At 61.7% G+C, this 24,313-nt stretch carries 22 protein-coding genes; 18 read left to right on the plus strand and 4 right to left on the minus strand.

Translation table 11 applies throughout. The features are described from left to right. The first annotated feature begins 83 nt into the window (after positions 1-83). From sppA to FHT77_RS05495, 4 genes are all read left to right on the plus strand, one after another. Positions 84-1,037: a signal peptide peptidase SppA gene (sppA, locus tag FHT77_RS05480; protein ID WP_183753202.1), complete on the plus strand. Its 954-nt coding sequence runs from the start codon at positions 84-86 to the stop codon at positions 1,035-1,037. 26 nt (positions 1,038-1,063) lie between these two features. Further along, complete coding sequence (locus FHT77_RS05485; RefSeq protein ID WP_003544934.1) at positions 1,064-1,363, plus strand: integration host factor subunit beta; 300 nt, start codon at positions 1,064-1,066, stop codon at positions 1,361-1,363. A gap of 123 nt (positions 1,364-1,486) precedes the next feature. Next, complete coding sequence (locus tag FHT77_RS05490; protein WP_183753204.1) at positions 1,487-1,819, plus strand: lipopolysaccharide assembly protein LapA domain-containing protein; 333 nt, start codon at positions 1,487-1,489, stop codon at positions 1,817-1,819. 149 nt (positions 1,820-1,968) lie between these two features. Then, complete coding sequence (locus tag FHT77_RS05495; protein ID WP_183753205.1) at positions 1,969-2,874, plus strand: S1C family serine protease; 906 nt, start codon at positions 1,969-1,971, stop codon at positions 2,872-2,874. Positions 2,875-2,892: 18 nt separating this feature from the next. Here FHT77_RS05495 and FHT77_RS05500 read toward each other — a convergent pair whose 3' ends face one another. Further along, on the minus strand, positions 2,893-3,366 hold the full coding sequence (locus FHT77_RS05500) for a GNAT family N-acetyltransferase (protein ID WP_183753207.1): 474 nt from the start codon (positions 3,364-3,366) through the stop codon (positions 2,893-2,895). Between the two features lie 9 nt (positions 3,367-3,375). Then, positions 3,376-3,828 carry an SRPBCC family protein gene (locus tag FHT77_RS05505; RefSeq protein ID WP_183753209.1) on the minus strand — a complete coding sequence of 151 codons (453 nt, stop codon included), beginning with the start codon at positions 3,826-3,828 and terminating at the stop codon, positions 3,376-3,378. Positions 3,829-3,945: 117 nt separating this feature from the next. On the opposite strand from FHT77_RS05505, the gene FHT77_RS05510 reads away from it, so the two are divergent. From FHT77_RS05510 to FHT77_RS05530, 5 genes are all read left to right on the plus strand, one after another. Continuing rightward, the gene (locus FHT77_RS05510; protein ID WP_183753211.1) at positions 3,946-5,052 is read left to right on the plus strand and encodes a class I SAM-dependent methyltransferase; all 1,107 of its coding nucleotides are present in this window, start codon (positions 3,946-3,948) and stop codon (positions 5,050-5,052) included. Further along, positions 5,042-5,902, plus strand: a complete 861-nt coding sequence (locus tag FHT77_RS05515) for a TrmH family RNA methyltransferase (protein WP_183753213.1) — start codon at positions 5,042-5,044, stop codon at positions 5,900-5,902. The genes FHT77_RS05510 and FHT77_RS05515 overlap by 11 nt, the downstream gene beginning before the upstream one ends. Next, positions 5,899-6,402 (plus strand): signal peptidase II, encoded by a 504-nt coding sequence (gene lspA, locus FHT77_RS05520; RefSeq protein ID WP_183753215.1) that lies wholly within the window; start codon positions 5,899-5,901, stop codon positions 6,400-6,402. The genes FHT77_RS05515 and lspA overlap by 4 nt, the downstream gene beginning before the upstream one ends. 55 nt (positions 6,403-6,457) lie before the next feature. After that, a complete protein-coding gene (locus tag FHT77_RS05525) occupies positions 6,458-8,725 on the plus strand; it encodes an ATP-binding protein (protein WP_183753893.1) in 2,268 nt (755 codons plus the stop codon). Positions 8,726-8,834: 109 nt separating this feature from the next. After that, on the plus strand, positions 8,835-9,710 hold the full coding sequence (locus tag FHT77_RS05530; RefSeq protein WP_183753217.1) for a GNAT family N-acetyltransferase: 876 nt from the start codon (positions 8,835-8,837) through the stop codon (positions 9,708-9,710). A 54-nt stretch (positions 9,711-9,764) separates the two neighbouring features. Here FHT77_RS05530 and FHT77_RS05535 read toward each other — a convergent pair whose 3' ends face one another. Further along, positions 9,765-12,050 carry an NADP-dependent malic enzyme gene (locus tag FHT77_RS05535; protein ID WP_183753219.1) on the minus strand — a complete coding sequence of 762 codons (2,286 nt, stop codon included), beginning with the start codon at positions 12,048-12,050 and terminating at the stop codon, positions 9,765-9,767. Between the two features lie 111 nt (positions 12,051-12,161). On the opposite strand from FHT77_RS05535, the gene mutS reads away from it, so the two are divergent. The 4 genes from mutS to murJ all read left to right on the plus strand — a co-directional run bounded on the left by mutS (position 12,162) and on the right by murJ (position 19,779). After that, positions 12,162-14,894 carry a DNA mismatch repair protein MutS gene (gene mutS / locus FHT77_RS05540; protein WP_183753221.1) on the plus strand — a complete coding sequence of 911 codons (2,733 nt, stop codon included), beginning with the start codon at positions 12,162-12,164 and terminating at the stop codon, positions 14,892-14,894. Between the two features lie 3 nt (positions 14,895-14,897). Beyond that, complete coding sequence (locus FHT77_RS05545) at positions 14,898-15,173, plus strand: hypothetical protein (protein WP_183753223.1); 276 nt, start codon at positions 14,898-14,900, stop codon at positions 15,171-15,173. A gap of 105 nt (positions 15,174-15,278) precedes the next feature. After that, positions 15,279-18,188 (plus strand): [protein-PII] uridylyltransferase, encoded by a 2,910-nt coding sequence (locus FHT77_RS05550; protein ID WP_183753225.1) that lies wholly within the window; start codon positions 15,279-15,281, stop codon positions 18,186-18,188. Positions 18,189-18,198: 10 nt separating this feature from the next. After that, complete coding sequence (gene murJ / locus FHT77_RS05555) at positions 18,199-19,779, plus strand: murein biosynthesis integral membrane protein MurJ (protein WP_183753227.1); 1,581 nt, start codon at positions 18,199-18,201, stop codon at positions 19,777-19,779. Between the two features lie 15 nt (positions 19,780-19,794). On the opposite strand, the gene FHT77_RS05560 is transcribed toward murJ, so the two are convergent. Beyond that, positions 19,795-20,220, minus strand: coding sequence for a DUF882 domain-containing protein (locus FHT77_RS05560; protein ID WP_183753229.1), 426 nt, complete (start codon positions 20,218-20,220; stop codon positions 19,795-19,797). A gap of 705 nt (positions 20,221-20,925) precedes the next feature. Between FHT77_RS05560 and FHT77_RS05565 the strand changes: the two genes are divergently transcribed. From FHT77_RS05565 to FHT77_RS05585, 5 genes are all read left to right on the plus strand, one after another. Then, a complete protein-coding gene (locus FHT77_RS05565; protein WP_016552509.1) occupies positions 20,926-21,321 on the plus strand; it encodes a VOC family protein in 396 nt (131 codons plus the stop codon). Positions 21,322-21,418: 97 nt separating this feature from the next. Beyond that, positions 21,419-22,483: a tryptophan--tRNA ligase gene (trpS, locus tag FHT77_RS05570; RefSeq protein ID WP_183753231.1), complete on the plus strand. Its 1,065-nt coding sequence runs from the start codon at positions 21,419-21,421 to the stop codon at positions 22,481-22,483. A 97-nt stretch (positions 22,484-22,580) separates the two neighbouring features. Beyond that, complete coding sequence (locus FHT77_RS05575) at positions 22,581-23,006, plus strand: cupin domain-containing protein (protein ID WP_183753233.1); 426 nt, start codon at positions 22,581-22,583, stop codon at positions 23,004-23,006. Between the two features lie 81 nt (positions 23,007-23,087). Continuing rightward, a complete protein-coding gene (locus FHT77_RS05580) occupies positions 23,088-23,579 on the plus strand; it encodes a universal stress protein (RefSeq protein WP_007529542.1) in 492 nt (163 codons plus the stop codon). Between the two features lie 110 nt (positions 23,580-23,689). After that, positions 23,690-24,256, plus strand: coding sequence for a NifU family protein (locus tag FHT77_RS05585; protein WP_016552506.1), 567 nt, complete (start codon positions 23,690-23,692; stop codon positions 24,254-24,256). Positions 24,257-24,313 lie beyond the last annotated feature (57 nt).

Here is a 24,313-nt window from a genome sequence, read left to right on the forward strand (position 1 = left end):
AACGTGTAAAATCAACGTGTCCGAACGGCGCAATAGCCCTAAGGTTAGGGGTCGTGCGTGCTCGCCACCCGCTGGAGGAATTAATGGACAGTTCGATGATCGCCGATCGCCGCAGGCTTCGCCGCAAGGTCGGCTTCTGGCGCGTCGTCGCGGTGTTGCTGCTCGTGGCACTGGGCTTTGCCGCCTACAGCGCCTTCATCGGCGACGTCCCACGCAGCCGGCCACACGTCGCTCACGTGACCATTTCCGGACTGATCACCGATGATGACGAGTTGCTGGAGCGACTGAAGAAGATCGAAAAGAGCGATGCGGTAAAGGCCGTCGTCGTCTCCATTTCCTCGCCCGGCGGCACGACCTATGGCGGTGAAAGGGTCTTCAAGGCTATCCGCGCCATCGCCGCCAAGAAACCCGTCGTCTCCGACGTGCGGACGCTAGCCGCTTCCGCCGGCTATATGATCGCGACTGCCGGCGACATGATTATTGCCGGCGACAGCTCGATCACCGGCTCGATCGGCGTGATCTTCCAATATCCGCAGGTCAAGCCGCTGCTGGACAAGATCGGCGTGTCGCTTGAAGAAATCAAATCCTCGCCCCTGAAGGCCGAACCCTCGCCATTCCATCCGGCGAGCGAGGAGGCCAAGGCGATGATCAACAGTATGATCGTCGACAGCTATGGGTGGTTCGTCGATCTCGTCGCCGAGCGGCGCAAGCTGCCGCGTGATGAGGTGCTAAAACTGGCGGATGGCACGATTTTCACCGGGCGTCAGGCCTTGAAAGCCAAGTTGATCGATCAGATCGGCGGAGATGACGAGATCCGCGTCTACCTGGAGACGCGCAAGGTCAGCAAGAGCCTACCGGAGGTCGATTGGGACAAGCGAAGCAGCACCCCCTTCCTGCTCGCGGACAGCGCATCTCAAATCCTGACACTGCTCGGCTACGACAATCTTGCCAAGGCGCGGGACCTTGGTGGAATTCTGCCCCAAAAGTTGCTCCTTGACGGGCTCCTTTCAGTTTGGCAGGTTGGCAATGACCAATAAGAAATCAATAATTTAAGGGGGCAAAAGTGATCAAGTCCGAACTGGTGCAGATTGTTGCAGCTCGCAACCCGCATCTTTACCATCGCGATGTCGAAAATATCGTCAACGCGGTGCTCGACGAGATCACCGATGCGCTCGCGGCGGGTAACCGCGTCGAGCTGCGCGGTTTCGGTGCCTTCTCGGTCAAAAATCGCCCTTCCCGTTCCGGCCGCAATCCGCGCACCGGCGATACCGTTTTCGTCGAGGAGAAGTGGGTTCCCTTCTTCAAGACCGGCAAGGAGCTGCGCGAGCGTCTCAACCCGGGACAGGCCGACGAAGAGGATTGATCCTCGCGATCACGACTGCCTGCGGCAAGCCTGCACTTGAACTTGGCTCTCGGCCCACTATCCTGCTGACCAGATCAAAGCGCTACGCCAAAGGCGCTGGGCGTTGAAATACGGAGGCCGAGCATGGCGAAAAAGATCACCAACCTATTGATTTTGCTGCCACTCGGAATCATCCTCATCGTCTTCTGCGTCGCCAACAGGCAGGTGGTTACGCTCGCATTCAATCCCTTCCTGCCGGAAGACCGCGTGCTCTCGCTGTCGGCGCCATTCTTTGTATTCATCTTTATCGCGCTGATCATCGGCATGGTCGTCGGTTCGGCTGCCACCTGGTTCAACCAGAGCAAATATCGCAAGCGCGCTCGCACCGAGGCTAAGGAAGCGGTTCGCTGGCAGGCAGAGGCGGATCGGCACAAAAACCGCGCCGAGGAAATTGCCGGACAGCTGCCGTCGCGGTGACAGCTCGCCCGAAGCGAGGCTGAAATTCGGCGGGGCAAGCACTTGCAGCCATCGCCCCAGCTTCATAGCTATACAAAGTAGACCCGCTGCACATCTGCTAGGCACAGTCGTTCTACGACACACGCGCGGCGCCTTGCGAGGATGAGACCATGAATATCGACGAAATCCTGCGGTCAGTCGTGGCCGTCCGCTCATCAATTCCCGAAGACGCCTTTACAGCAGGCACACTTGGCACACGCCGCGAGGGCAGCGGCGTCGTGATCAACTCATCCGGGCTGGTCCTCACCATTGGCTACCTGATCACCGAAGCCGAGGAAGTCTGGCTGACGACGCTTGACGGGCGGGTGATCGCAGCCCATCCGCTCGCGTACGATCAGGAGACCGGGTTCGGCCTGCTGCAGGCTCTCGGCGACCTCGGCCTGCCGGCCTTGGAATTCGGAAGCGGGACCGGAGCCGGCCTCGGTGATCCCGTCGTATTGGCGGATGGCATCGGCCAATTCGTGGAGGCGAGGATCGTTGCAAAGCAGGAATTCGCCGGCTACTGGGAATATCTTCTGGATGAGGCAATCTTCACCACGCCTGCGCACCCGTCCTGGGGCGGCGCCGCCCTGATTGATGCCGAGGGCAAGCTGCTTGGGATCGGTTCGCTGCGTTTGCAGATGAGCCAGAACGGCGAGGTCGCCGACATCAACATGATCGTGCCGATCAACCTGCTTCCACCAATTCTGGACGACCTGATGACGCGCGGGCGCGTCAACAAACCGCCGCGGCCGTGGCTTGGAGCCTTCTCGGCGGAAAGCAACGGCGACGTAATCGTGATGAGCGTCGCTGAGGGCAGCCCGGCGGATACTGCCGGCCTGCGACGCGGTGACATCATTTCCGAAATCCGCGATGGCGAAGTCGATGGACTTGCCGATTTCTATCGCAAGGTCTGGAGCAGCGGCCCGGCGGGCGCGGAAATCCCAATGCGGGTGCTGCGTGATGGCCGCGAGGCGTGGCTGCGCATCAGGTCTGCCGACCGCAATCAGTTCCTGAAAAAGCCGCAGTTGCAATAGGGTCGGAGACGCCTAGCGCTACGCGTCCGGATAGAAACTCATCTCCTCGTAGTCGCCTTCCGCCGATGTGCCTGATCCCGTGACGACGAACCCCTTGGAACAATAGAAGGCCTTGGCGCGGCTGTTCTTCACCAGGCATTTCAAGCGATACTTGTTGTGCGGCCAATCGGGGAGCACCGCGAGCAGCGCGGCACCGGCGCCCTGCCCTTGCCAGGATTTGCTGACATAGAGCATGTGAATGAAATCATCCGGCGGCCACAGGGTCATGAAGCCGGCGATTTCGCCGTTTGGCGCCTCAGCGAGCCACAAATGTTCGCCCTGTGTGTGGGCCTTGAAATCATCGTGGCGGAAGCTGGCGGGATCGACCCACGCAAAGGTCTCACGGCGCACGGCGAGATAAATGTCTGCCAGAGTTTCCAGGTCCGATTCCCGTGGCGATCTGATCGTCCACTTGACGGATTGCGGCTGCGTCTGAACGGAGAGATCTGTCAATTCCGACCCTTATTCTGCGGCTTTGGCACTGACGGCGGCGTTGAAACTCGAGAAGAACTGCTGCGCCAGCTTCGTGGAGGTCGAGTCGATCAGTCGTGCGCCGAGCTGCGCGATCTTTCCACCGACCTGGGCTTTTGCTTCGTACTGCAGGACCGTTTCGTTGCCCTCGTCCTTCAGCACCACATCAGCGCCACCCTTGGCAAAGCCGGCGATACCACCTTTGCCTTCGCCTGAGATCGTGTAGCTTTCCGGCGCGTTGATATTGGAAAGCGTGACCTCTCCGTTGAAGGTTGCCGAAACCGGACCGATCTTGATCTTGATCATAGCCGTCAGTTCGGTTGGGGACTTCATTTCCAGGCTCTGACAGCCCGGAATGCACTGCTTCAATATCTCTGGGTCATTGAGCGCTGCCCATACGACATCGCGAGGCGCGGTAATCCGTTCTTCGCCGGTCAAGTCCATCCGAAATCCTCCCATTTCGACCTGCCTCAATTTATCACAGCCCGAAAGCGCTTTGCCAAGGTGAAACAGGATGCTATTTGCACGAGTTCTATCGAATTGAAGCACGCGGAAAATCACGTGAGACAGAAAGAACGCCGGCCTGGCCAGAAATCCGCCGCCGGCCCATCCGGCGGACGCCGCCCTGACGATCGCGGCCAGCGGCCGACAAAGCCGGCAGCGAAGCCGGCGCCAGCGCGTGAGAAGATGCGCGAACCGGCTTCCGTGCCGACGGCAATCGACCGGCCGCTGATGGTGCGCACTGGCGAACGTCCGGCTGAACGCGTGCCCGTTATCCTCGAGTCCCTCGGCGCAGGCGACTTCCATCTGATCGACAGCGGCAATGGCGAGAAACTGGAGCAATACGGCCCCTACCGGATCGTGCGCCCGGAGGGCCAGGCATTGTGGCAGCCGTCCTTGCCGAAACAGGCCTGGGAGAAAGTCGATGCCGTCTTCACCGGCGACACCGACGAGGAAGGCACCGGGCGCTGGCGCTTTCCCAAGGAAGCGCTCGGCGAGACTTGGCCGCTTAATCTGCTCGGCGTCGATTTTCTCGGCCGCTTCACCTCTTTCCGCCACGTCGGCGTCTTTCCCGAGCAGATCGCCCACTGGACCTGGATGAAGCAACAGGTCGAGACCGCCAAGCGGCCATTGAAGGTTCTGAACCTGTTCGGCTACACCGGTGTCGCCTCGCTCGTCGCCGCCGCCGCGGGCGCCGAGGTTACGCATGTCGACGCTTCCAAGAAAGCCATCGGCTGGGCGCGCGAAAACCAGGCGATGAGCGGGCTGGAGAAGGCGCCGATCCGCTGGATCTGCGAAGACGCGATGAAGTTCATCCTGCGGGAAGAACGGCGCGGCAATACCTACGACATCATCCTCACGGATCCGCCGAGCTTCGGGCGTGGCCCGAACGGCGAGGTTTGGCATCTTTTCGCCCACCTGCCGCTGATGCTCGACATCTGCCGTGAAATCCTGTCTCCGAAGGCGGTCGGGCTTGTGCTGACTGCCTATTCGATCCGCGCCAGCTTCTATTCGATCCACGAACTGATGCGCGAGACCATGCGCGGGGCCGGCGGTGTCGTCGAATCCGGCGAGCTTGTCATTCGCGAGGCCGGGCTGGACGGCAATACGCCGGGCCGCGCGCTTTCCACCTCTCTCTTCTCCCGTTGGTACCCAAATGAGCCATGAACACAGGGGCCACGGCCCGCATAAGGTCGGGCACGTGAAAGGGGTCACCTCGCTCGCCAATCCCATCATCAAGGACATCAAGGCGCTAAGCGACAAGAAGAACCGCGAGCAGAGCGGCACCTTCATGGCCGAAGGCCTGAAGCTTGTCATCGATGCGATCGAACTCGGCTGGACAATCCGCACCCTGGTTTACGCCAAGGCAGCCAAGGGCAAGCCGCTGGTCGAGCAGATGGCGGCAAAGACCGTCGCCTCGGGTGGATTGGTGCTCGAGGTCAGCGAGAAAGTGCTTTCCTCGATCACCCGCCGCGACAACCCGCAGATGGTCGTCGGCATCTTCGAGGCCCGCTGGAAGCCGTTACGCGAGATCCACCCGAAGCAGGGCGAAACCTGGATTGCCCTCGACCGCGTGCGCGACCCCGGCAATCTCGGCACCATCATCCGCACCGCGGATGCCGCTGGCGCCTCCGGCGTCATCCTGGTAGGCGAGACGACCGACCCCTTTTCGCTCGAGACGGTGCGCGCCACCATGGGTTCGGTATTTGCCGTTCCCGTCGCCCGCGCGACACCCGAGGAATTTATCGCCTGGAAGAAGCACGCCGGCGTTTCCGTCGTCGCAACGCATCTGGCGGGCTCGGTCGACTACCGCACGATCGACTACAGGAAGAAGCCGGTGGTGATCCTGATGGGCAACGAGCAGTCTGGGCTGCCCGAGCATCTTGCAAAGGAAGCCGATGCGCTTGCCCGTATTCCGCAGCAGGGCCGCGCCGACTCCCTCAATCTTGCCGTCGCCAGCGCCGTCATGCTGTTCGAGGCACGGCGTCACCTTCTCTCACTCGACGAGGCCAAATGACCGAACAGACGCTAGAGCGCCCGACGCTGTTTGCCAGGCCGCTGCCGATCCTGATCTTCATCGTCGTTGCCGTCGTGCTTGACCAGATCGTCAAGATCGTCGTCGACCATACGCTGCCACTTCAGGAGCCGGTGCATATAATCCCGATGCTGGCGCTCTACCGGACGTACAATCTCGGCGTCGCCTTCTCGATGCTCTCTGGCATGGACGGGTGGTTCATCGTCGGCATGCGCCTTGTTATCGTCGCTTTCGTCATCTGGCTCTGGCACCGCACTGGCAAGCAGCGCACCTTTGCTCATCTTGGCTATGCGCTGATCATCGCCGGCGCGCTCGGCAACCTGATCGACCGGTTCCTCTACGGGCATGTGATCGATTACATCCTGTTTCATACCGAGACATGGTCGTTCGCCGTCTTCAACCTAGCCGACAGTTTTATCACGATCGGCGCGGGATGCGTGATTCTTGACGAGCTGATACAACCTAAAAACGCAGACCATTAAAATCCTAGCGATTTGCTGAAGGCATTTGGAACCGCCGTTGTGCTATCCCGCGACCATGCAAAGTCTCGGTCAATTGCACGAAAGACTTGCCGCCGCATTTGGGCGGCGTACCGCTCGCCGCCATGGCGCGCGGATTTTGGATGCTGTTGACCAAACCGGGCTCGTTTCGCCACAACCCCATCGTGGCCGTATGGGCCGCAAGCTTCTGTCATGGTGGTTGGGCGGACTTGGGCTTGTTGCCGGTGTGATCCTCATTGCCATATCCAAAGCCGGTATTTCCCCGGTGCTTTCGATAGGGCTTGGCGTTGCCGCCCTATCCGCCATGGCCCTTCTTGCAGTCTTTTCGACCACCAAACGGAGAAGCACGCGGAGCCCCTCGACTGGCGTTTCTCCCGCGTGGAGCCAAGGCGCGGTTCTCTTCGCCCATATCCATGACGCGCTTGGCGACATTACCGTCACGCGCAGCATGGACCGGCGCATCGTCGGCGCCAACGAGATGTTCCGTCGGCTGACCGGTCGCCTCAATCCGGAAGGCCTGACCTGTGAGGAGATCGGGATCGCCTTTCGTCCGGGTCCCGCACCGCACCGCTTCGAGGTGGAGATCTCGACGCCTGAGGGCCAGCGCATCTACTTCTGGCGCGACGTCGTGACCCGCGATCCCGGCGACGGACGGCTGTTGCTGCAGAGCATCGCCCGCGATGTCACCGAAGAACGGCTAACGGCGCAGTCCCGCGAGGAGGCCCGGCAGAAAGCCGAATATAACAGTGCCGCGAAATCGCGGCTGCTTGCGACCGTCAGCCACGAAATCCGCACGCCACTTTCGGGCATCCTCGGCATGACGCACCTGCTGAGCGAGACCCGTCTGACCCAGGAACAGCAGAACTACCTCACCGGCATTCGCCAATCCGGCTATGCGCTGACGCAACTGGTCGAGGACCTGCTCGATTTCTCAACGATTGAGGTCGGTCGTTTTCAGCTCCGTCCCCGGGCAGAATCTCTGCGCAAGCTGCTCGAGAGCGTGGTCGAGATGCTCGCCCACCGCGCCCACGAAAAGGGCATCGAGATCGGCGCAACCGTTTCCTCCGACCTGCCGGAACTGATGAGCTTCGATCCGGCACGCCTGCGTCAGGTCCTGTTCAACGTCATCGGCAATGCCGTTAAATTCACGCAGGCGGGTGGCGTATTCGTGCGGGCATCCCGGCAGGGCAATGGTGTGCTGATCAGCGTCAACGACACCGGCCCCGGCATGACCGAGGAAGAACAGAACCGCATCTTCGGTGAATTCGAGCAGGGCGGAAGCCAGGTCGAAAAGAGCGCCGGGACGGGACTTGGTCTTTCGATCTCGGCCCGCATCATGCGCGAGTTCGGCGGCTCGCTCGCGGTCTCGAGCGAAAGAGGCACCGGCAGCGAGTTCAGCATCCGCTTTCCGATCGACATTCCGGAGGAAAACCGCGCGCGCCGGAATACGGTGCTTGCCGGCAGCGTCGTTCTGCTGCTGGCGCCACCCGGCGCGGCGTGCATGGCGATTTCTGAGACGATCACGACGCTCGGCGGCGATTGCCACCTGGTCACTGACGGCGAGAGCGCTCATGCGATGCTGCTTGCCATGACGGCGCGCGGATGCCGGCCTACGGACATTATCGTCGACCACCGCATGTCGGGAGAATTTGCCGACCACCTCGCCGATCGCGCGGAAATCGCTGCACTGGGGCTGCGCAAGATCTTCCTGGTCAACCCCGAGGAGCGCAACGCCCATGCGCTCGACCTCTTCGACGCATGGCTGATACGGCCACTGCGAGAGCAGTCGCTGATCGACGTATTGCGCGGCAGGATGCGCGGCATGGAGAAGCGTGACGCTCTGAACGACAACCAGCCTGGATTCAGCGTCGTCATCCCGGAGGCGGGCATCCAGAGCGGGCTGCGAATCCTGTTGGCCGAAGACGACCCGATCAACGCGATGCTCATTCGCGCTATGTTGGAGAAAGCCGGCCATACCGTCCAGCATGTCGACCACTTCGAAACGCTTCTCGACTGCGCGCTGTCGGAAGGAAGCGCACGCCCCGATATCGTCATCAGCGATCTTTCCATGCCGGGCGGCGACGGCATCGACATGCTTGGCCGGCTACGCGGACATGAACGCCGGCTTGATGTTCCCCCGGTCCCGATCATCGTGCTGACCGCCGACAAGCGCGACGAATCCCGTAGACAGGTCTTGCTGAATGGCGCAAACCGCGTCATGGTAAAGCCAGTTGACCCGATAAGGTTGCTGACGGAAGTCCAAGCCGTTGCTGCGCTTTCGGCCCGCCGCGCGGAAGCACGGTAACCACCGAGAGACCGGCACACTGCTTAAGTGTGACGGCGACATGATGTCACTTTCCTGTCGTACATAAGTGTTTTATGGCGTGTCAAAAGCCGGCAACGGGAGAATCGCCATGTCCGCAGACGCTTTCAATTGTGCCGCCGTCGCCGAGGTTCATCGGCCGTCGAGCACGCTCGCGCCAAAGGAAGGCGACATTCTCGGCCGCATCGGAAATCTCGAGACCCGCCTCGCCCGTAGTTCCAGCGAGATCGACGCCGCACAGGCCGTTCGCTTCCGTGTCTTCGTCGAAGAAATGGGTGCCGAGCTTTCACAGGAAGCCATGCGCCGCAAACGCGATTTCGATTCCTACGATGCGTTCTGCGACCATTTGCTCGTGCTCGACCGCTCGATCGAGGGCGACAGCGAGGACCAGATCGTCGGCACCTATCGCCTGCTCCGGCAGGAAGTTGCCATGGCAAACGGCGGCTTTTACTCGGCTTCGGAATTCGCCATCGACGAGCTGCTGGCCCGCCACCCGGATAAGCGGTTCATGGAACTCGGCCGCTCTTGCGTGCTGCCTGACTACCGAACGAAGCGTACGGTCGAGCTTCTGTGGCAGGGCAACTGGGCCTATGCGCTGAAGCATGGCATGAGCGCCATGTTCGGCTGCGCGTCCTTCCCGGGCATCCACCCGGAAAGCCATGCGCTGGCACTTTCCTTCCTGCATCACAACGTCGCCGCCAAGGACGAGTGGGCGGTCAGCGCCCTTCCGCATCTGGCTCGCGATATGGATCTGATGCCGGCCGAAGCCGTCAACCCGAAGCGGGCCCTGATGGCACTGCCGCCGCTGATCAAGGGTTATCTGCGCCTTGGCGCCATGGTCGGTTCGACCGCCGTGGTCGACAAGGCCTTCAACACGACGGATGTTCTGATCGTCCTGCCGATATCAAGCATCTCCGATCGCTACCTGAACTATTACGGCGCCGACGCCGGACGGTTCGCGAGCTGATTTCAAACGGATGAAAAGACGGAGCGGGAGGATGCCTCCCGCTCCGTCTTTATTTCACGATCCGGCCGTGTAGGCCGCGATCGCCGCCATGTTGACGATATCGGAATCCTTCGCGCCCATCGAGGTGATCTGAACCGCCTTGTCGAGACCGACGAGGATCGGGCCGATGACGGTCGAACCGCCGAGTTCCTGCAGCATCTTCGTTGAGATCGCTGCCGAATGGAAAGCCGGCATGACCAGCACATTGGCCGGCCCTGACAGACGGCAGAACGGATACTGCTCCATCACCTTGCGGTTCAGTGCCACGTCAGCCGCCATCTCGCCGTCATATTCGAAATCGAGACGGCGCTTGTCGAGGATCTTTACCGCCTCGCGCACGCGCTCCGAGCGCTCGCCCGATGGATGGCCGAAGGTCGAGTAGGCCAGCATGGCGACACGCGGCTGATAGCCCATACGGCGCGCGAAGCCCGCAGCTTCAACGGCGATATCGGCCAGCTCCTCGGCGTTCGGCATGTCGTGGACCGCCGTGTCGGCAACGAACACCGTCCGGCCGCGGCAGAGCGCGATCGATACACCGATGACCCGGTGTCCGGGTTTCATGTCGATGCAGCGGCGGACATCCTCGAGCGCGGTCGAATAGTTGCGGGTGATGCCGGTGACCATCCCGTCGGCGTCGCCAAGCGCCACCATGCAGGCGGCGAAGTGGTTGCGATCCTGATGGATCAGGCGCTGGGCATCGCGATGCAGGTAGCCCTTGCGCTGCAAGCGCGCGTAGAGATAGTCGACATAGGTTTCGACGCGAGTGGAAATGCGCGCGTTGACGATTTCCAGCCCCGGCCGATTGAGATCGATACCGGCGCGTTCCGCGGTCGCTTGAATCAGGTCTTCGCGGCCAAGCAGGATTGCCGTCCCGAGTTCCTGGTTGGCATAGGACATTGCTGCGCGCATGACCTGCTCTTCTTCCGCTTCCGCAAAAACAACCCGCTTCGGGCGGCGGCGTACGCGCTCGTAAAGGCTCGCCAGGGTCGAGGCGATGGGATCGCGACGGGCGGAGAGCTCGCGGGCATACACAGCCATGTCGGCGATCGGCTTGCGGGCGACGCCGCTATCCATTGCTGCCTGTGCCACGGCAACTGGGATCGCCGAGATCAGCCGCGGATCGAACGGCACCGGAATGATGTACTGCGCGCCGAAGCGCGGGCGGTTGCCCTGGTAGGCGGCAACGACATCGTCAGGCACGTCCTCGCGGGCGAGGTTTGCCAGCGCCTCGACGGCCGCAATTTTCATGGCGTCGTTGATCGTGGTCGCACGAACATCGAGCGCACCGCGGAAGATATAGGGAAAGCCGAGAACGTTGTTGACCTGGTTCGGATAGTCTGAGCGACCGGTTGCCATGATGGCATCGTCGCGGACGCGCGCGACCTCTTCCGGGGTAATTTCCGGATCGGGGTTGGCCATGGCAAAAATGATCGGACGATCGGCCATGGAGCGGATCATCGTCTCCGAGAAGGCTCCCTTCTGCGAGAGGCCGAAGACGACATCCGCGCCCTTCATGGCCTCCTCGAGCGTGCGTGCCTTGGTCTTGACCGCATGCGCCGATTTCCATTGGTTCATGCCCTCGGTGCGGCCCTGATAGATCACACCCTTGGTATCGCAAAGAACGATATTCTCGGGGGCGAAGCCCATCGCCTTGATCAGTTCGACGCAGGCGATGGCGGCGGCACCGGCACCATTGCAGACGAGCTTCGTCGTCTTCAGGTCGCGACCGGTCAATTCCAGCGCGTTGATGAGGCCGGCAGCCGCGATGATCGCCGTCCCGTGCTGGTCGTCATGAAAAACAGGAATGTCCATCAGCTCGCGCAGGCGCTGCTCGATGATGAAGCAGTCGGGCGCCTTGATGTCTTCGAGATTGATACCGCCGAAGGAAGGCCCGAGGAAACGCACGCAATTGATGAATTCGTCGACATTCTCGGTGTCGACTTCGAGGTCGATGGAATCGACATCGGCAAAGCGCTTGAAGAGCACCGACTTGCCCTCCATCACTGGCTTCGAGGCCAGTGCGCCGAGATTGCCGAGGCCGAGGATCGCCGTACCGTTGGAGATGACCGCAACCATGTTGCCGCGCGTGGTGTAATCATAGGCGGTAGCCGGATCGGCGGCGATTGCCTTCACCGGAACGGCCACACCAGGCGAATAGGCAAGCGACAGATCGCGCTGCGTCGCCATCGGCTTCGTGGCGTTGATCTCCAGCTTTCCGGGCCGCCCCATGGCGTGGAACTCAAGAGCCTCGTTGTCGGTCACAGATGTAACCGGCCGCTGCTTCTTCTCGGTATCGGGCATTTTTCCTCCAACGTCTTGTGGGTGACGCCTTGCTCTTCCTCAATCGCAGTTGTCATCTATAGCGGCGGGCAGCTAGGGTTGGCACCTCTTTTTTGGAAAAAATGCATCTCCGTGAACGAACGAATAGACACTGGAATAGAAGCCTTTTCGGCTGCCGAGCTGGCCACGGAAGAAAGCCGTGCCTCGGCAACGCCGATGATGGAGCAATTCATCGAGATCAAGGCGAACAACCCTGACTCGCTGCTGTTCTATCGCATGGGCGATTTCTACGAATTGTTCTTCGAGGATGCGCTGGATGCCTCCCGCGCGCTCGGCATCACGCTCACCAAGCGCGGCCAGCACATGGGGCAGGATATTCCGATGTGCGGCGTGCCGGTGCATGCCGCCGACGACTATCTGCAGAAACTCATTGGACTCGGCTTCCGGGTTGCCGTCTGCGAGCAGGTTGAAGACCCGGCCGAGGCCAAGAAACGTGGCTCGAAATCGGTGGTGAAGCGCGACGTGGTCCGCCTGGTGACGCCGGGCACGATCACCGAGGAAAAGCTGCTTTCACCATCGGAATCGAACTATCTGATGGCACTTACCCGGATTCGCGCCGGCGCCGAGCCTGTGCTGGCGCTTGCGTGGATCGACATTTCGACCGGGATTTTCCGGCTGGCCGAGACTGAAGGCTCGCGGCTGCTTGCCGATATCCTGCGTATCGACCCGCGCGAACTGATCGTGCCCGATACTATCTTTCACGATCCCGAACTGAAGCCTGTTTTCGACGTGCTGGGTCGCACCGCCGTTCCGCAGCCGGCTGTGCTCTTCGACAGTGCCACGGCCGAAGGGCGGATCGCACGCTACTTCAATGTCTCGACACTCGACGGCTTCGGCACCTTTTCGCGTGCCGAGCTTGCTGCCGCTGCTGCGGCCGTCGCCTATGTCGAGAAGACGCAGATCGCCGAACGGCCACCGCTCGGACGGCCGGAGCGCGAGAGCGGCGCGTCCACGCTGTTCATCGATCCGGCGACCCGCGCCAACCTCGAACTTGCCCGCACGCTGTCAGGCGATCGCAACGGCTCCCTGCTGAAGGCGATCGACCGCACCGTCACCGGTGGCGGAGCACGCTTGCTGGCCGAACGGCTGATGTCGCCGCTGACCGATCCCGTCCGCATCAATGAGCGTCTGGATTCCATCGGCTTCCTGATGGAGGAGCCGTCGCTTTGTGGCGACCTGCGCCACCATCTCAAGCATGTTCCGGACATGCCGCGCGCGCTCTCGCGCCTGGCGCTCGACCGTGGCGGGCCCCGCGACCTTGCCGCCATCCGCCAAGGTCTGAATGCTGCGGGCGATGTCGCTCGGCTGTTGTCCGACGCGCTGCTGCCGGAAGAACTGCAGCTTGCGCTTTCCAGCCTTCAGGCCCTTCCCTGCAATCTCATAGCGCTGCTTTCCGAGACGCTCGGCGATGAGTTGCCGCTGCTGAAGCGCGACGGCGGCTTCCTTCGCGACGGCGCGAATGCCGAACTCGACGAGGTCAGGGCGCTTCGCGACCAGTCGCGCCGCGTGATTGCCGGCCTGCAGCTGCAATACGCCGAGGAAACCGGCATCAAGTCGCTGAAGATCAAGCACAACAACATCCTCGGCTACTTCATCGAAGTCACCGCCGGCAATGCCGGGCCGATGACCGATACGCCCGAGGCGAAGGGGCGCTTCATCCACCGCCAGACGATGGCGAACGCGATGCGGTTCACCACGACCGAGCTTGCCGATCTGGAAAGCCGGATCGCCAACGCCGCCGACAAAGCGCTTGCGATCGAACTGGCGGCCTTCGACCATATGACATCAGCCGTCGTTGCAGAGGCCGAGGCGATCAAGGCAGGCGCTCGCGCGCTCGCCGTCATCGACGTTGCCGCCGGCCTTGCGCTGCTTGCAGACGAGCAGGCCTATTGCCGGCCGCTGGTCGATGGCTCGAAGATGTTTGCGATCGAAGGCGGACGTCATCCAGTCGTCGAGCAGGCACTCAGGCGGCAATCGTCAGGCCCGTTCGTCGCCAACAACTGCGATCTCTCGCCCGTTTCCGACGGAAAGGATGGCGCGATCTGGCTGCTGACCGGCCCGAACATGGGCGGTAAATCGACCTTCCTGCGCCAGAACGCGCTGATCGCGATCCTCGCGCAGATGGGGTCCTTCGTGCCGGCGACGTCCGCCCATATCGGCATCGTCGACCGGCTGTTCTCGCGTGTCGGCGCCTCCGACGATCTGGCGCGCGGCCGCTCGACCTTCATGGTCGAGATGGTCGAAACGGCGGCGATCCTCAACCAGGCAACCGACCGTTCGCTGGTCATTCTCGATGAAATCGGCCGTGGCACCGCGACCTTCGACGGTCTCTCCATCGCCTGGGCCGCCGTCGAGCACCTGCACGAGGCAAACTGCTGCCGCGGCCTCTTTGCCACCCACTTCCACGAACTGACGGTGCTTTCGGAAAAGCTTGCGCGGCTATCAAATGCGACGATGCGCGTGAAGGAGTGGGACGGCGACGTGATCTTCCTGCATGAAGTCGGTCCCGGTGCCGCCGATCGCTCCTACGGCATCCAGGTCGCCCGGCTTGCCGGCTTGCCGGCTTCCGTAGTGACCCGTGCCCGCGACGTGCTGACGCGTCTCGAAGACGCCGACCGCAAGAACCCGGCAAGCCAGCTCATCGACGACCTGCCGCTCTTCCAGGTGGCGGTGCGCCGCGAGGATTCCAATCGCGGCCCCTCGAAGGTCGAGGAAGCGCTGAAGGGCATGAGCCTCGACGACATGACGCCGCGTGAGGCGATGGATGCGCTCTACGAACTCAAGAAAAAGCTGAAGCAGGGCTGATCGATGTTCATGGACCGGCTGTTCAACGAGACCCAAAGGCTTGCGGCGATCTTCAGCACGCTTGAAGCGCTGCGGCTTGCCGACGAGCGCGGCGTGCCGCGCGGCTGGGCCTCGCCATTTGGCCTGCTGCACATTATCCGCTGCTGCGCCAGAATTCTGGAGCTTGCCTCGTCCGTCGCCAAGGCGGGCTACCGCGAGTGCGACCAAGAGACGCTGGAGGCGATCACCAGCGAAACGCGGCAGGTGCTCTATTCCGTGCGGGCGCAGATCGCCGCCTGATGGGTTGAAGCTGCAGGTTTCAGGCGCGGCAACACCTTTTCGCCAAAATTAAACGTTCTGCAGTAGGAAAGCCCGTGTCATCGGTGGGCAAAGAGGCTATAGCGCATGCAGACGAAACGAGAGGTGCAGCACGAAGCGGCTGCCCCGCGCGAAGAGGAAGCCGCCCCGCGTATGGCGACGACGAACGACATCGATTTCTCCGATATCCTCGACACCGACTATCTCCGGAAGATGTGCGACGCGGTCGCCGAGGCCAACAAGACTCGGCCCGACGTCATGCGGTCGGATCTGCTGGCGATCCTCAAGAAGGCGAGCAGCGAGGGTCGGCAGAAGGCGCGCGAGCTGCTTTCGGTCGATGGCAGCGGCATCAATTGCGCCCGCCGGATTTCCTGGCTGCAGGACCAGATCATCACGGTTCTCTACGAATTTGTCTGCGCGCACGTCTTCCCGAAGCAGAAGGACAAGTTCGCCGTCACCGCCGTCGGCGGCTATGGCCGCGACACGCTGGCGCCGGGCTCCGACATCGACCTCCTGTTCCTGTTCCAGCCGAAGCCGGCGGAGGAAACGCACAAGGCGGTCGAATTCATGCTCTATGTCCTCTGGGACATGGGCTTCAAGGTCGGCCATGCCACGCGCACCTTGGAAGAGTGCATCGCACTGTCGAAGTCCGACATGACGATCCGTACAGCGATCCTCGAGATGCGCTACATCTGCGGCCTGCGCGCGCTGGAAACGCAGCTTGAGACGCGTTTCGACAAGGAAATCGTCACCGGCACCGGCCCCGAATTCATCGCCGCCAAGCTTGCCGAGCGTGACGAGCGCCACCGCAAGGCCGGCGACACGCGCTATCTGGTCGAGCCGAACGTCAAGGAAGGCAAGGGCGGCCTGCGCGACCTGCACACGCTCTTCTGGATCTCGAAATACTATTATCACGTCCGCGACACGGCTGAGCTCGTGCCGCTCGGCGTCCTCTCCAAGCACGAGTATCACCTGTTCCAGAAGGCGGACGACTTCCTCTGGGCGGTGCGCTGCCACATGCATTTCCTGACCGGCAAGGCCGAGGAGCGGCTGTCCTTCGACATCCAGCGCGAGATCGCCGAAGCGCTCGGCTATCATTCGCGCCCCGGCCTTTCGGCCGTCGAGCGCTTCATGAAGCACTATTTCCTTGTCGCCAAGGACGTCGGCGACCTGACGCGCATTCTCTGCGCGGCGCTCGAGGATCAGCAGGCGAAGTCGACGCCGGGGCTATCAGGCGTCATCAGCCGCTTCGCACACCGCAGCCGCAAGATCGCCGGCAGCACCGAGTTCGTCGAGGATCGTGGGCGCATCGCGCTTGCAAGCCCCGATGTCTTCAAGCGGGATCCGATCAGCATCATTCGACTGTTCCATGTCGCCGATATCAACGGGCTGGAATTCCATCCGGACGCACTGAAGCGAGTCACCCGCTCGCTCAGCCTCATCGACAACAATCTGCGCGAGAACGACGAGGCAAACCGCCTCTTCATGTCGATCCTGACCTCGAAGCGCGACCCGGCGCTGATCCTGCGCCGCATGAACGAAGCCGGCGTGCTCGGCCGCTTCATCCCGGAGTTCGGGAAAATCGTCGCGATGATGCAGTTCAACATGTACCACCACTATACGGTGGACGAGCATCTGATCCGCACAGTCGACGTGCTCTCGGAAATCGACAAGGGCAAGGCAGACGATCTGCATCCGCTTGCCAACAAGCTGATGCCCGGCATCGAAGACCGCGAGGCGCTTTATGTCGCGGTGCTGCTGCACGATATTGCCAAGGGCCGCCAGGAGGACCATTCGATTGCCGGCGCCCGCGTCGCCCGCAAGCTGTGCACTCGCTTTGGTCTGTCGCAGAAGCAGACGGAGATGGTCGTCTGGCTGATCCAGGAGCATCTGGCGATGTCGATGGTCGCGCAGACCCGCGACCTGACCGACCGCAAGACAATCACCGACTTTGCCGATGTGGTGCAGTCGCTTGACCGGCTGAAGATGCTGCTGATCCTGACGATCTGCGATATCCGCGCCGTCGGCCCCGGCGTCTGGAATGGCTGGAAGGGCCAGCTGCTGCGCACACTCTACTACGAAACCGAACTGCTGCTCGCCGGCGGCTTCTCGGAAGTGTCGCGCAAGGAGCGCGCCAACTTCGCGGCCGAAGCGCTTTACAATGCGCTCTCCGACTGGAGCCAGAAGGACCGCAAGATCTACAGCAAGCTGCATTATCAGCCCTACCTGCTCTCGGTTCCGCTGGAAGACCAGGTGCGGCACGCCGGCTTCATCCGCCAGGCGGACAAAGCGGGCCAGGCACTGGCGACGATGGTGCGCACCGACAGTTTCCACGCGATCACCGAGATCACCGTGCTCTCGCCGGACCATCCGCGCCTTCTTGCCGTCATCGCCGGTGCGTGCGCGGCGGCAGGGGCCAACATCGTCGATGCGCAGATCTTCACGACCTCGGACGGCCGCGCGCTCGATACCATCCATGTCAGCCGCGAGTTCAAGGACGACGCCGACGAGCTGCGTCGTGCCGGCACGATCGGGCGTATGATCGAAGACGTGCTTTCCGGCCGCAAGCGGCTGCCCGAGGTGATTGCGACGCGGACCAAGAACCGCAAGAAGAGCAAGGCCTTCGTCATCCCGCCGTCGGTAAACATCTCCAACAGTCTGTCGAACAAGTTCACCGTCATCGAGGTCGAATGCCTTGACCGGCCGGGCCTGCTGTCGGAAATCACCGCGGTTCTCTCGGACCTTTCGCTCGACATTCAATCGGCGCGGATCACCACCTTCGGCGAGAAGGTGATCGACACCTTCTACGTGACCGACCTCGTCGGCCAGAAGATCTCGGGCGACAGCAAGCGCGCCAACATCACCGCACGCCTCAAGGCCGTCATGGCCGAGGAACAGGACGAACTGCGCGAACGCATGCCTTCCGGCATCATCGCGCAACCGACTCCTGTCCGGGCCGCGACGCAGACAGACAAGAAGGCGGATTCGCCCGCATGAGCCCAATCGCATGAGCCTCGTCAGAAAATTCGCCACCGTCGGCGGCGCCACCCTCGGCAGCCGCATCTTCGGCTTTGCCCGGGAAACGCTGATGGCCGCGGCCCTCGGCACCGGCCCGATGGCCGACGTCTTCTATGCAGCTTTCCGGTTTCCGAACCTTTTCCGACGGCTCTTTGCCGAAGGTGCGTTCAACGCCGCCTTCGTGCCGCTGTTTGCCAAGGAAATCGAAGCGAACGGCACTGACGGAGCCAAGCGCTTCTCCGAGGAAGTCTTCGGCGTGCTGTTTTCGGTGCTGCTGCTCATCACCATCGTGATGGAGCTCTGCATGCCGCTGCTGGTGCGCTTCGTCATCGCGCCGGGCTTTGCCGACGATGCGGAAAAATTCTCGATTACCGTCCGCATGGCGGCGGTGATGTTCCCCTATCTCATGTGCATGTCTCTGACGGCGATGATGAGCGGGATGCTGAACTCGCTGCATCACTTCTTCGCCGCGGCCATCGCCCCGGTTTTCCTCAACGTGGTGATGATTGGGGCGCTGTTTTACGCGCTCTACACCGGCGCTGAACCGCTGCAGACAGCCTGGTATCTCTCCTGGGGCGTGCTCGTCGCGGGCATCCTGCAGCTCGTCGTCGTCTATCTCGGTGTCCTGCATGCCGGCATGAGCATCGGGTTACGCTTTCCCCGCATTACGCCGAACGTCAAGCGGTTGCTGATCCTCGCGGTGCCTGCCGCCGTCACCGGTGGCATCACCCAGATCAACCAGATGATCGGCCAGGCGATTGCCTCCAGCAAGGAGGGTGCGATCGCCGCGCTTCAATATGCGGACCGCATCTACCAGCTGCCGCTCGGCGTCGTCGGCGTTGCCGTCGGCGTGGTGCTGCTGCCGGAATTGGCGCGCGCGCTCAAGGGCGGCAATCTGCGCGAGGCGGCGAACTTGCAGAACCGGTCGATGGAATTCGTTCTGTTCCTGACAATCCCAGCCGCCTTTGCGCTCTGGATCCTCTCCGACGAGATCATCCGCGTCCTTTATGAACGTGGCGCCTTCCATCAGGAAAACACGGCGATCGTGGGCTCCATCCTCGCGGTTTATGGCGTCGGTCTCCCTGCCTTCGTACTGATCAAGGCGCTGCAGCCGGGTTTCTATGCGCGCGAGGACACCAGGACGCCGATGCGTTTTTCCGCCGTTGCCGTTGGCGTCAACTGTGCGACGGCTTTGACGCTGTTCCCGTTCATCGGCGCTCCCGGCATTGCGGTTGCGGAAGCAACGGCAGGCTGGATCAGCACCGTGCTTCTGTTCACGACGTTGCTGCGCCGCGGTCACCTCACCTGGGAATGGGCGCTGGCGCGGCGTGCGGCGCTGCTGGTCGTCTCCGCGGCCGTCATGGGCGGCGTCATCATGTACCTTCAGCACCGCTGGGAGCCGTGGCTTGCCTCGAGCGCGCATTTGGCGACGAAGGTCGGCACGCTCGGCCTTCTGATCGTCATCGCCATGGCTGTCTACTTCGCGACAGCCTTCCTGATCGGCGGCGCGAACCTCGGCATGATCCGTCGCAACCTGAACCGCAAGCCGACCGCAAAGGTGGACGGCTAAGCGGTCCGGCATGCTTCAGCAATAGGTCCATCGTCGGCTGGGGCCGATGTCGACATGCACTATCCCGTTGCAGTAGCGGCCTATCCCGCCGATGCCGGGAGCCGAAGCGGCAATCGCGATGATCGTTCGTTCGGATACCCCGGGAATTCGAATGTCCGCGGCAGCGCAACTGCGATGCTGGGAATGCGATCGACCACGCGAGCGAAACCCGGAGGTTACGATCGGGCGGCGACCGGTCTTAGCGGCTATGTAGGTGAGAATGCCGCGCAGCTGCGGCGGGAAGCAGTTCGCCTGAACGCTGACGGTCTGCAGCGAGTAGGCGAGCGTTTCTTTGTGTTTGAGCGACGGGATTGTCACTCTTCTGACATTCTGCGCGTCGGCGCTGTCGAAACACGACAGACAGAACAGGCCGGCGAGTGCGATGGAAAATGCGGATTGCATGGTTCCCCTCCCCTCGAAATACGCCGCGGTGGCGCAATTTTTGGCGAATGGAAAGCTCTCCCTAAAAATGGCCTTTTTGTGAAATTGTTTACCTATCGTTACGGAACATCGCCATAATTTACTGCTAATTGATAGGTTAGAAATACCTCAAAAGAGGTACGAATTTTCTGATCGCAGAAATTTGTGAGATATATTCACAAAAAAAGAATCTCGGCAAATTTTCCCCGACATCTGGACCGATCCTAGAATTCGTCCGTCCTGTCGCGGATACACCGCAAGGCGTTGCGGCGAGGCGGGACCGGCGCGGGGTGTGAGGGTAGGACGCAAAACCTCATGCACCGGGTCCGCAGAAAATGGTCTCCCTCCGGGGACGGCGGCGATCGCGCGAATGCGGCGTCGAGTTGAGCCCCGGACGTGCCTGTGTGGCACACATGGCCCCCAGGGGAAGCGAAGCTTCCTCGGGCAAGGCGGCAGAGGGACCGGAGTTGCGGGCATAAACCGCCGAACGGGGCGCTGGGAAGCGCCATATTGTTTTTACTCCAGCGAGGCAATTTCCAGCGCCCCGTCCGAGTGAAGTGCAGGATCAAGCCACGGGCCGCAAGGACCGCGTGAGGGAAGCGCCGTGCACCGAACGCCGGCACCCGACCGCCCTTGACCGGCCACGCATCCTTGGCGACAACACCACACCACAAATCGGAGCCTGCAATGTTCCAATCGCTTTTCCTGGTGACCCTCGTCGTCGACGATTACGATCGTGCCAAAGATTTCTACTGCGGCGCGGTTGGCTTCGATTGCCTCCAGGACGACATTCAGCCCGACGGCAAGCGATGGGTGGTCGTCAAGCCGAAGGGCGGGGACGGTGCCGCCTTTCTGCTCGCGCGAGCTGCCAACGACCGGCAAATGGCGGCGATGGGCAACCAGGCGGGCGGGCGCGTCGGCTTCTTCATCAAGACCGACGATTTTGCCCGCGACCACGCGTCGATGCTGGCCAAGGGCGTGCAGTTTCTCGAGGCGCCGCGGCACGAGGTTTACGGCACAGTCGCTGTCTTTGCGGATCCTTATGGCAACACCTTCGATCTGATCGAACACGCCGCAGGCTGAACCCCTTGATTGCGCTGGCGTCCGCGTGCATAAGCGCGCCCGTTAGCAACATGGGCCATTGGCCCTGGGGCCCTCCACCAGCCTAATCGAGGACATGATGAACGAATTCAAGAAAGTGGTTTTCTCCGGCGTCCAGCCGACAGGAAATCTCCATCTCGGCAACTATCTCGGCGCGATCCGCAAGTTCGTGGCCCTGCAGGAAGGCAACGACTGCATCTACTGCGTCGTCGACATGCATGCGCTGACGGCACAGCTCGTCCATGAGGACATGCCGAACCAGATCCGTTCGATCGCCGCCGCCTTCATTGCGTCCGGCATCGATCCGGAAAAGCATATCGTTTTCAACCAGTCGGCCGTGCCGCAGCATGCCGAGCTTGCCTGGATCTTCAATTGCGTTGCGCGCATCGGTTGGATGAACCGCATGACGCAGTTCAAGGACAAGGCCGGCAAGGACCGAGAGCAGGCCTCGCTCGGTCTCTACGCCTATCCGAGCCTGATGGCTGCCGACATCCTCGTCTATCGCGGCACGCATGTCCCGGTCGGCGACGACCAGAAGCAGCACCTTGAACTCGCCCGCGACATCGCCATGAAGTTCAACCTCGACTATGCGGAGCATATCCGCAAGACGGACTACGGCATTGACATCACGGTCGGCAACGAACCGGTGCATGCCTATTTCCCGATGGTCGAGCCGCTGATCGATGGCCCGGCGCCACGCGTCATGTCGCTTCGCGACGGCACCAAGAAAATGTCGAAGTCGGACCCATCGGATCTGTCGCGCATCAACCTGATGGACGACGAGGACGCGATCTCGAAGAAGATCCGCAAGGCCAAGACCGATCCGGAAGGTTTGCCTGGTGAAGTCGACGGCCTCAAGGGCCGCCCGGAAGCCGACAACCTCGTCGGCATCTATGCGGCGCTCGCCGACAGGTCGAAGGCTGATGTGCTTGCCGAATTTGGTGGCCAGCAGTTCTCGGTGTTCAAGCCGGCGCTTGTTGATTTGGCCATCAACGTGCTCTCGCCGATCACCGCTGAAATGCGTCGCCTGATGTCGGACACCAGCCACATCGACGCGATCCTGCGCAATGGTTCCGAACGGGCGCGGGCGCGGGCCGAAGTGACGATGAAAGAAGTGCGCGACATCGTCGGCTTCCTGTACTGAAATATGACCTTGGCCCGGGGCGGACCTCACCGCCCCGGGCTTGTCGAAGCCAGACCTGCGGCGTAGTCTTATCGAAACGGACCGTCAGGAGGCTTCGATGCGAGATCGCAACCTCATCCAGATCGGCACCATGGAGATCCGGCTTCTGATCGACGAGGATCAGAGCGCCGAAAGCCTCGTGATGTTCGAATTCACGGTCCCGCCCCAGGCACGTGTCCCCGCCCCTCATTATCACCGCGACGTCGACGAAGTGATCTACGGCTTGTCCGGCACGATGACGACGACGCTGGACGGGCGCAAGCACGAGATCGGGCCGGGGGCCACCCTGTTCATTCCGCGCGGCTATGTCCACACCCACGAGAACCTGCACGGTGAAGCCGCCAAGGCCTTGATCACTATGACGCCCGGGTTGATCGGCAGGCGCTATTTCGAGGAAATGGCTTTGGCCATCAACGTTCATGGGAAACCCGACATCGAGCATGTGAAGGCGATCATGCGCCTTTACGGACTGGTTCCCGCCTGACACAGACTGGCCCGGCAGACCGTTCGAGGGTCAAAAACGAGGGCTTGCAAATTTTCAGGTTCAGGTGTCAGAGTCCGGCCCATGGTATCGAAACGACTCTCCCGGCTCGAAGGTCATCGCCGCAAATTCATTGCGGTCATCGACGATACGCCCGAATGCTCCCGCGCCGTCCACTACGCCGGTCGGCGCGCCAAGAACTCGAACGGCGGCCTAGTGCTGATGTACGTGATTCCGGAGGGGGACTTCCAACAATGGTTGGGGGTTGAAGAGATTATGCGGGCCGAGGCGCGCGAGGAAGCCGAAGCGGTGGTCGCGAAAGCGGCGCACGTGGTTCGCGAAACGATCGGCATCGACCCGGAGATCGTCATCCGCGAGGGAAGTGCCACCGAGCAGATCAACGCCGTCATCGAAGAAGATCGCGATATCGCGATCCTGGTGCTGGCCGCAAGCTCTGCCAAGGAGGGACCGGGGCCGCTGGTGTCGTCGATCGCCGGACGTGGCGCGACATTTCCGATCCCCGTCACGGTCCTGCCTGATACATTGACGGACGAGGAACTGGATGCGCTCGCATAAAGCCATTTCTTGAGTACCAGTCTCTTGAATAGAATTGCCAATCGGCTTATTTTCTTTTTTGAAGAATTCTAAAGACGGCCTGGGCCGCTGCCCGCCGCACGGAGAGCGAGATGTTTATTCAGACCGAAGCCACGCCGAATCCCGCCACGCAGAAGTTCCTGCCGGGTCGGGTCGTCATGGAAAACGGAACCGCCGAATTCCGCAGCGCGGACGAGGCTCAGGCATCGCCGCTCGCGGCTCGTCTGTTCGAGATTCCCGGCGTGACCGGCGTCTACTTCGGCTACGATTTTATCTCGGTGTCCAAGGACAATGCCGAGTGGCAGCACCTGAAGCCGGCGATCCTCGGCTCGATCATGGAACACTTCATGTCCGGCAAGCCCGTGATGGGCGACGCTTCTGTCCTTTCCGAAGATCTTGATGCCGGCGGCGAATTCTTCGATGAAGCCGATGAATCGATCGTGCTCACCATCAAGGAATTGCTGGATACCCGTGTCCGTCCCGCCGTTGCACAGGATGGCGGCGACATCACCTTCCGTGGCTTCAAAGACGGCAAGGTCTATCTCAACATGAAAGGCTCCTGCTCCGGCTGCCCGTCTTCGACGGCGACGCTGAAGCATGGCGTGCAGAACCTGCTCCGCCATTTCGTTCCGGAAGTCGAGGAAGTCGTCGCCGCCTGACGACGACGCCCTGTCCCGGCATTTGTCCTGGCGCAGCATTTGCAAGCGCGGCAGGGT

The sequence above is a fragment of the Rhizobium sp. BK181 genome (assembly GCF_014193305.1).
Taxonomy (GTDB): Bacteria; Pseudomonadota; Alphaproteobacteria; order Rhizobiales; family Rhizobiaceae; genus Rhizobium.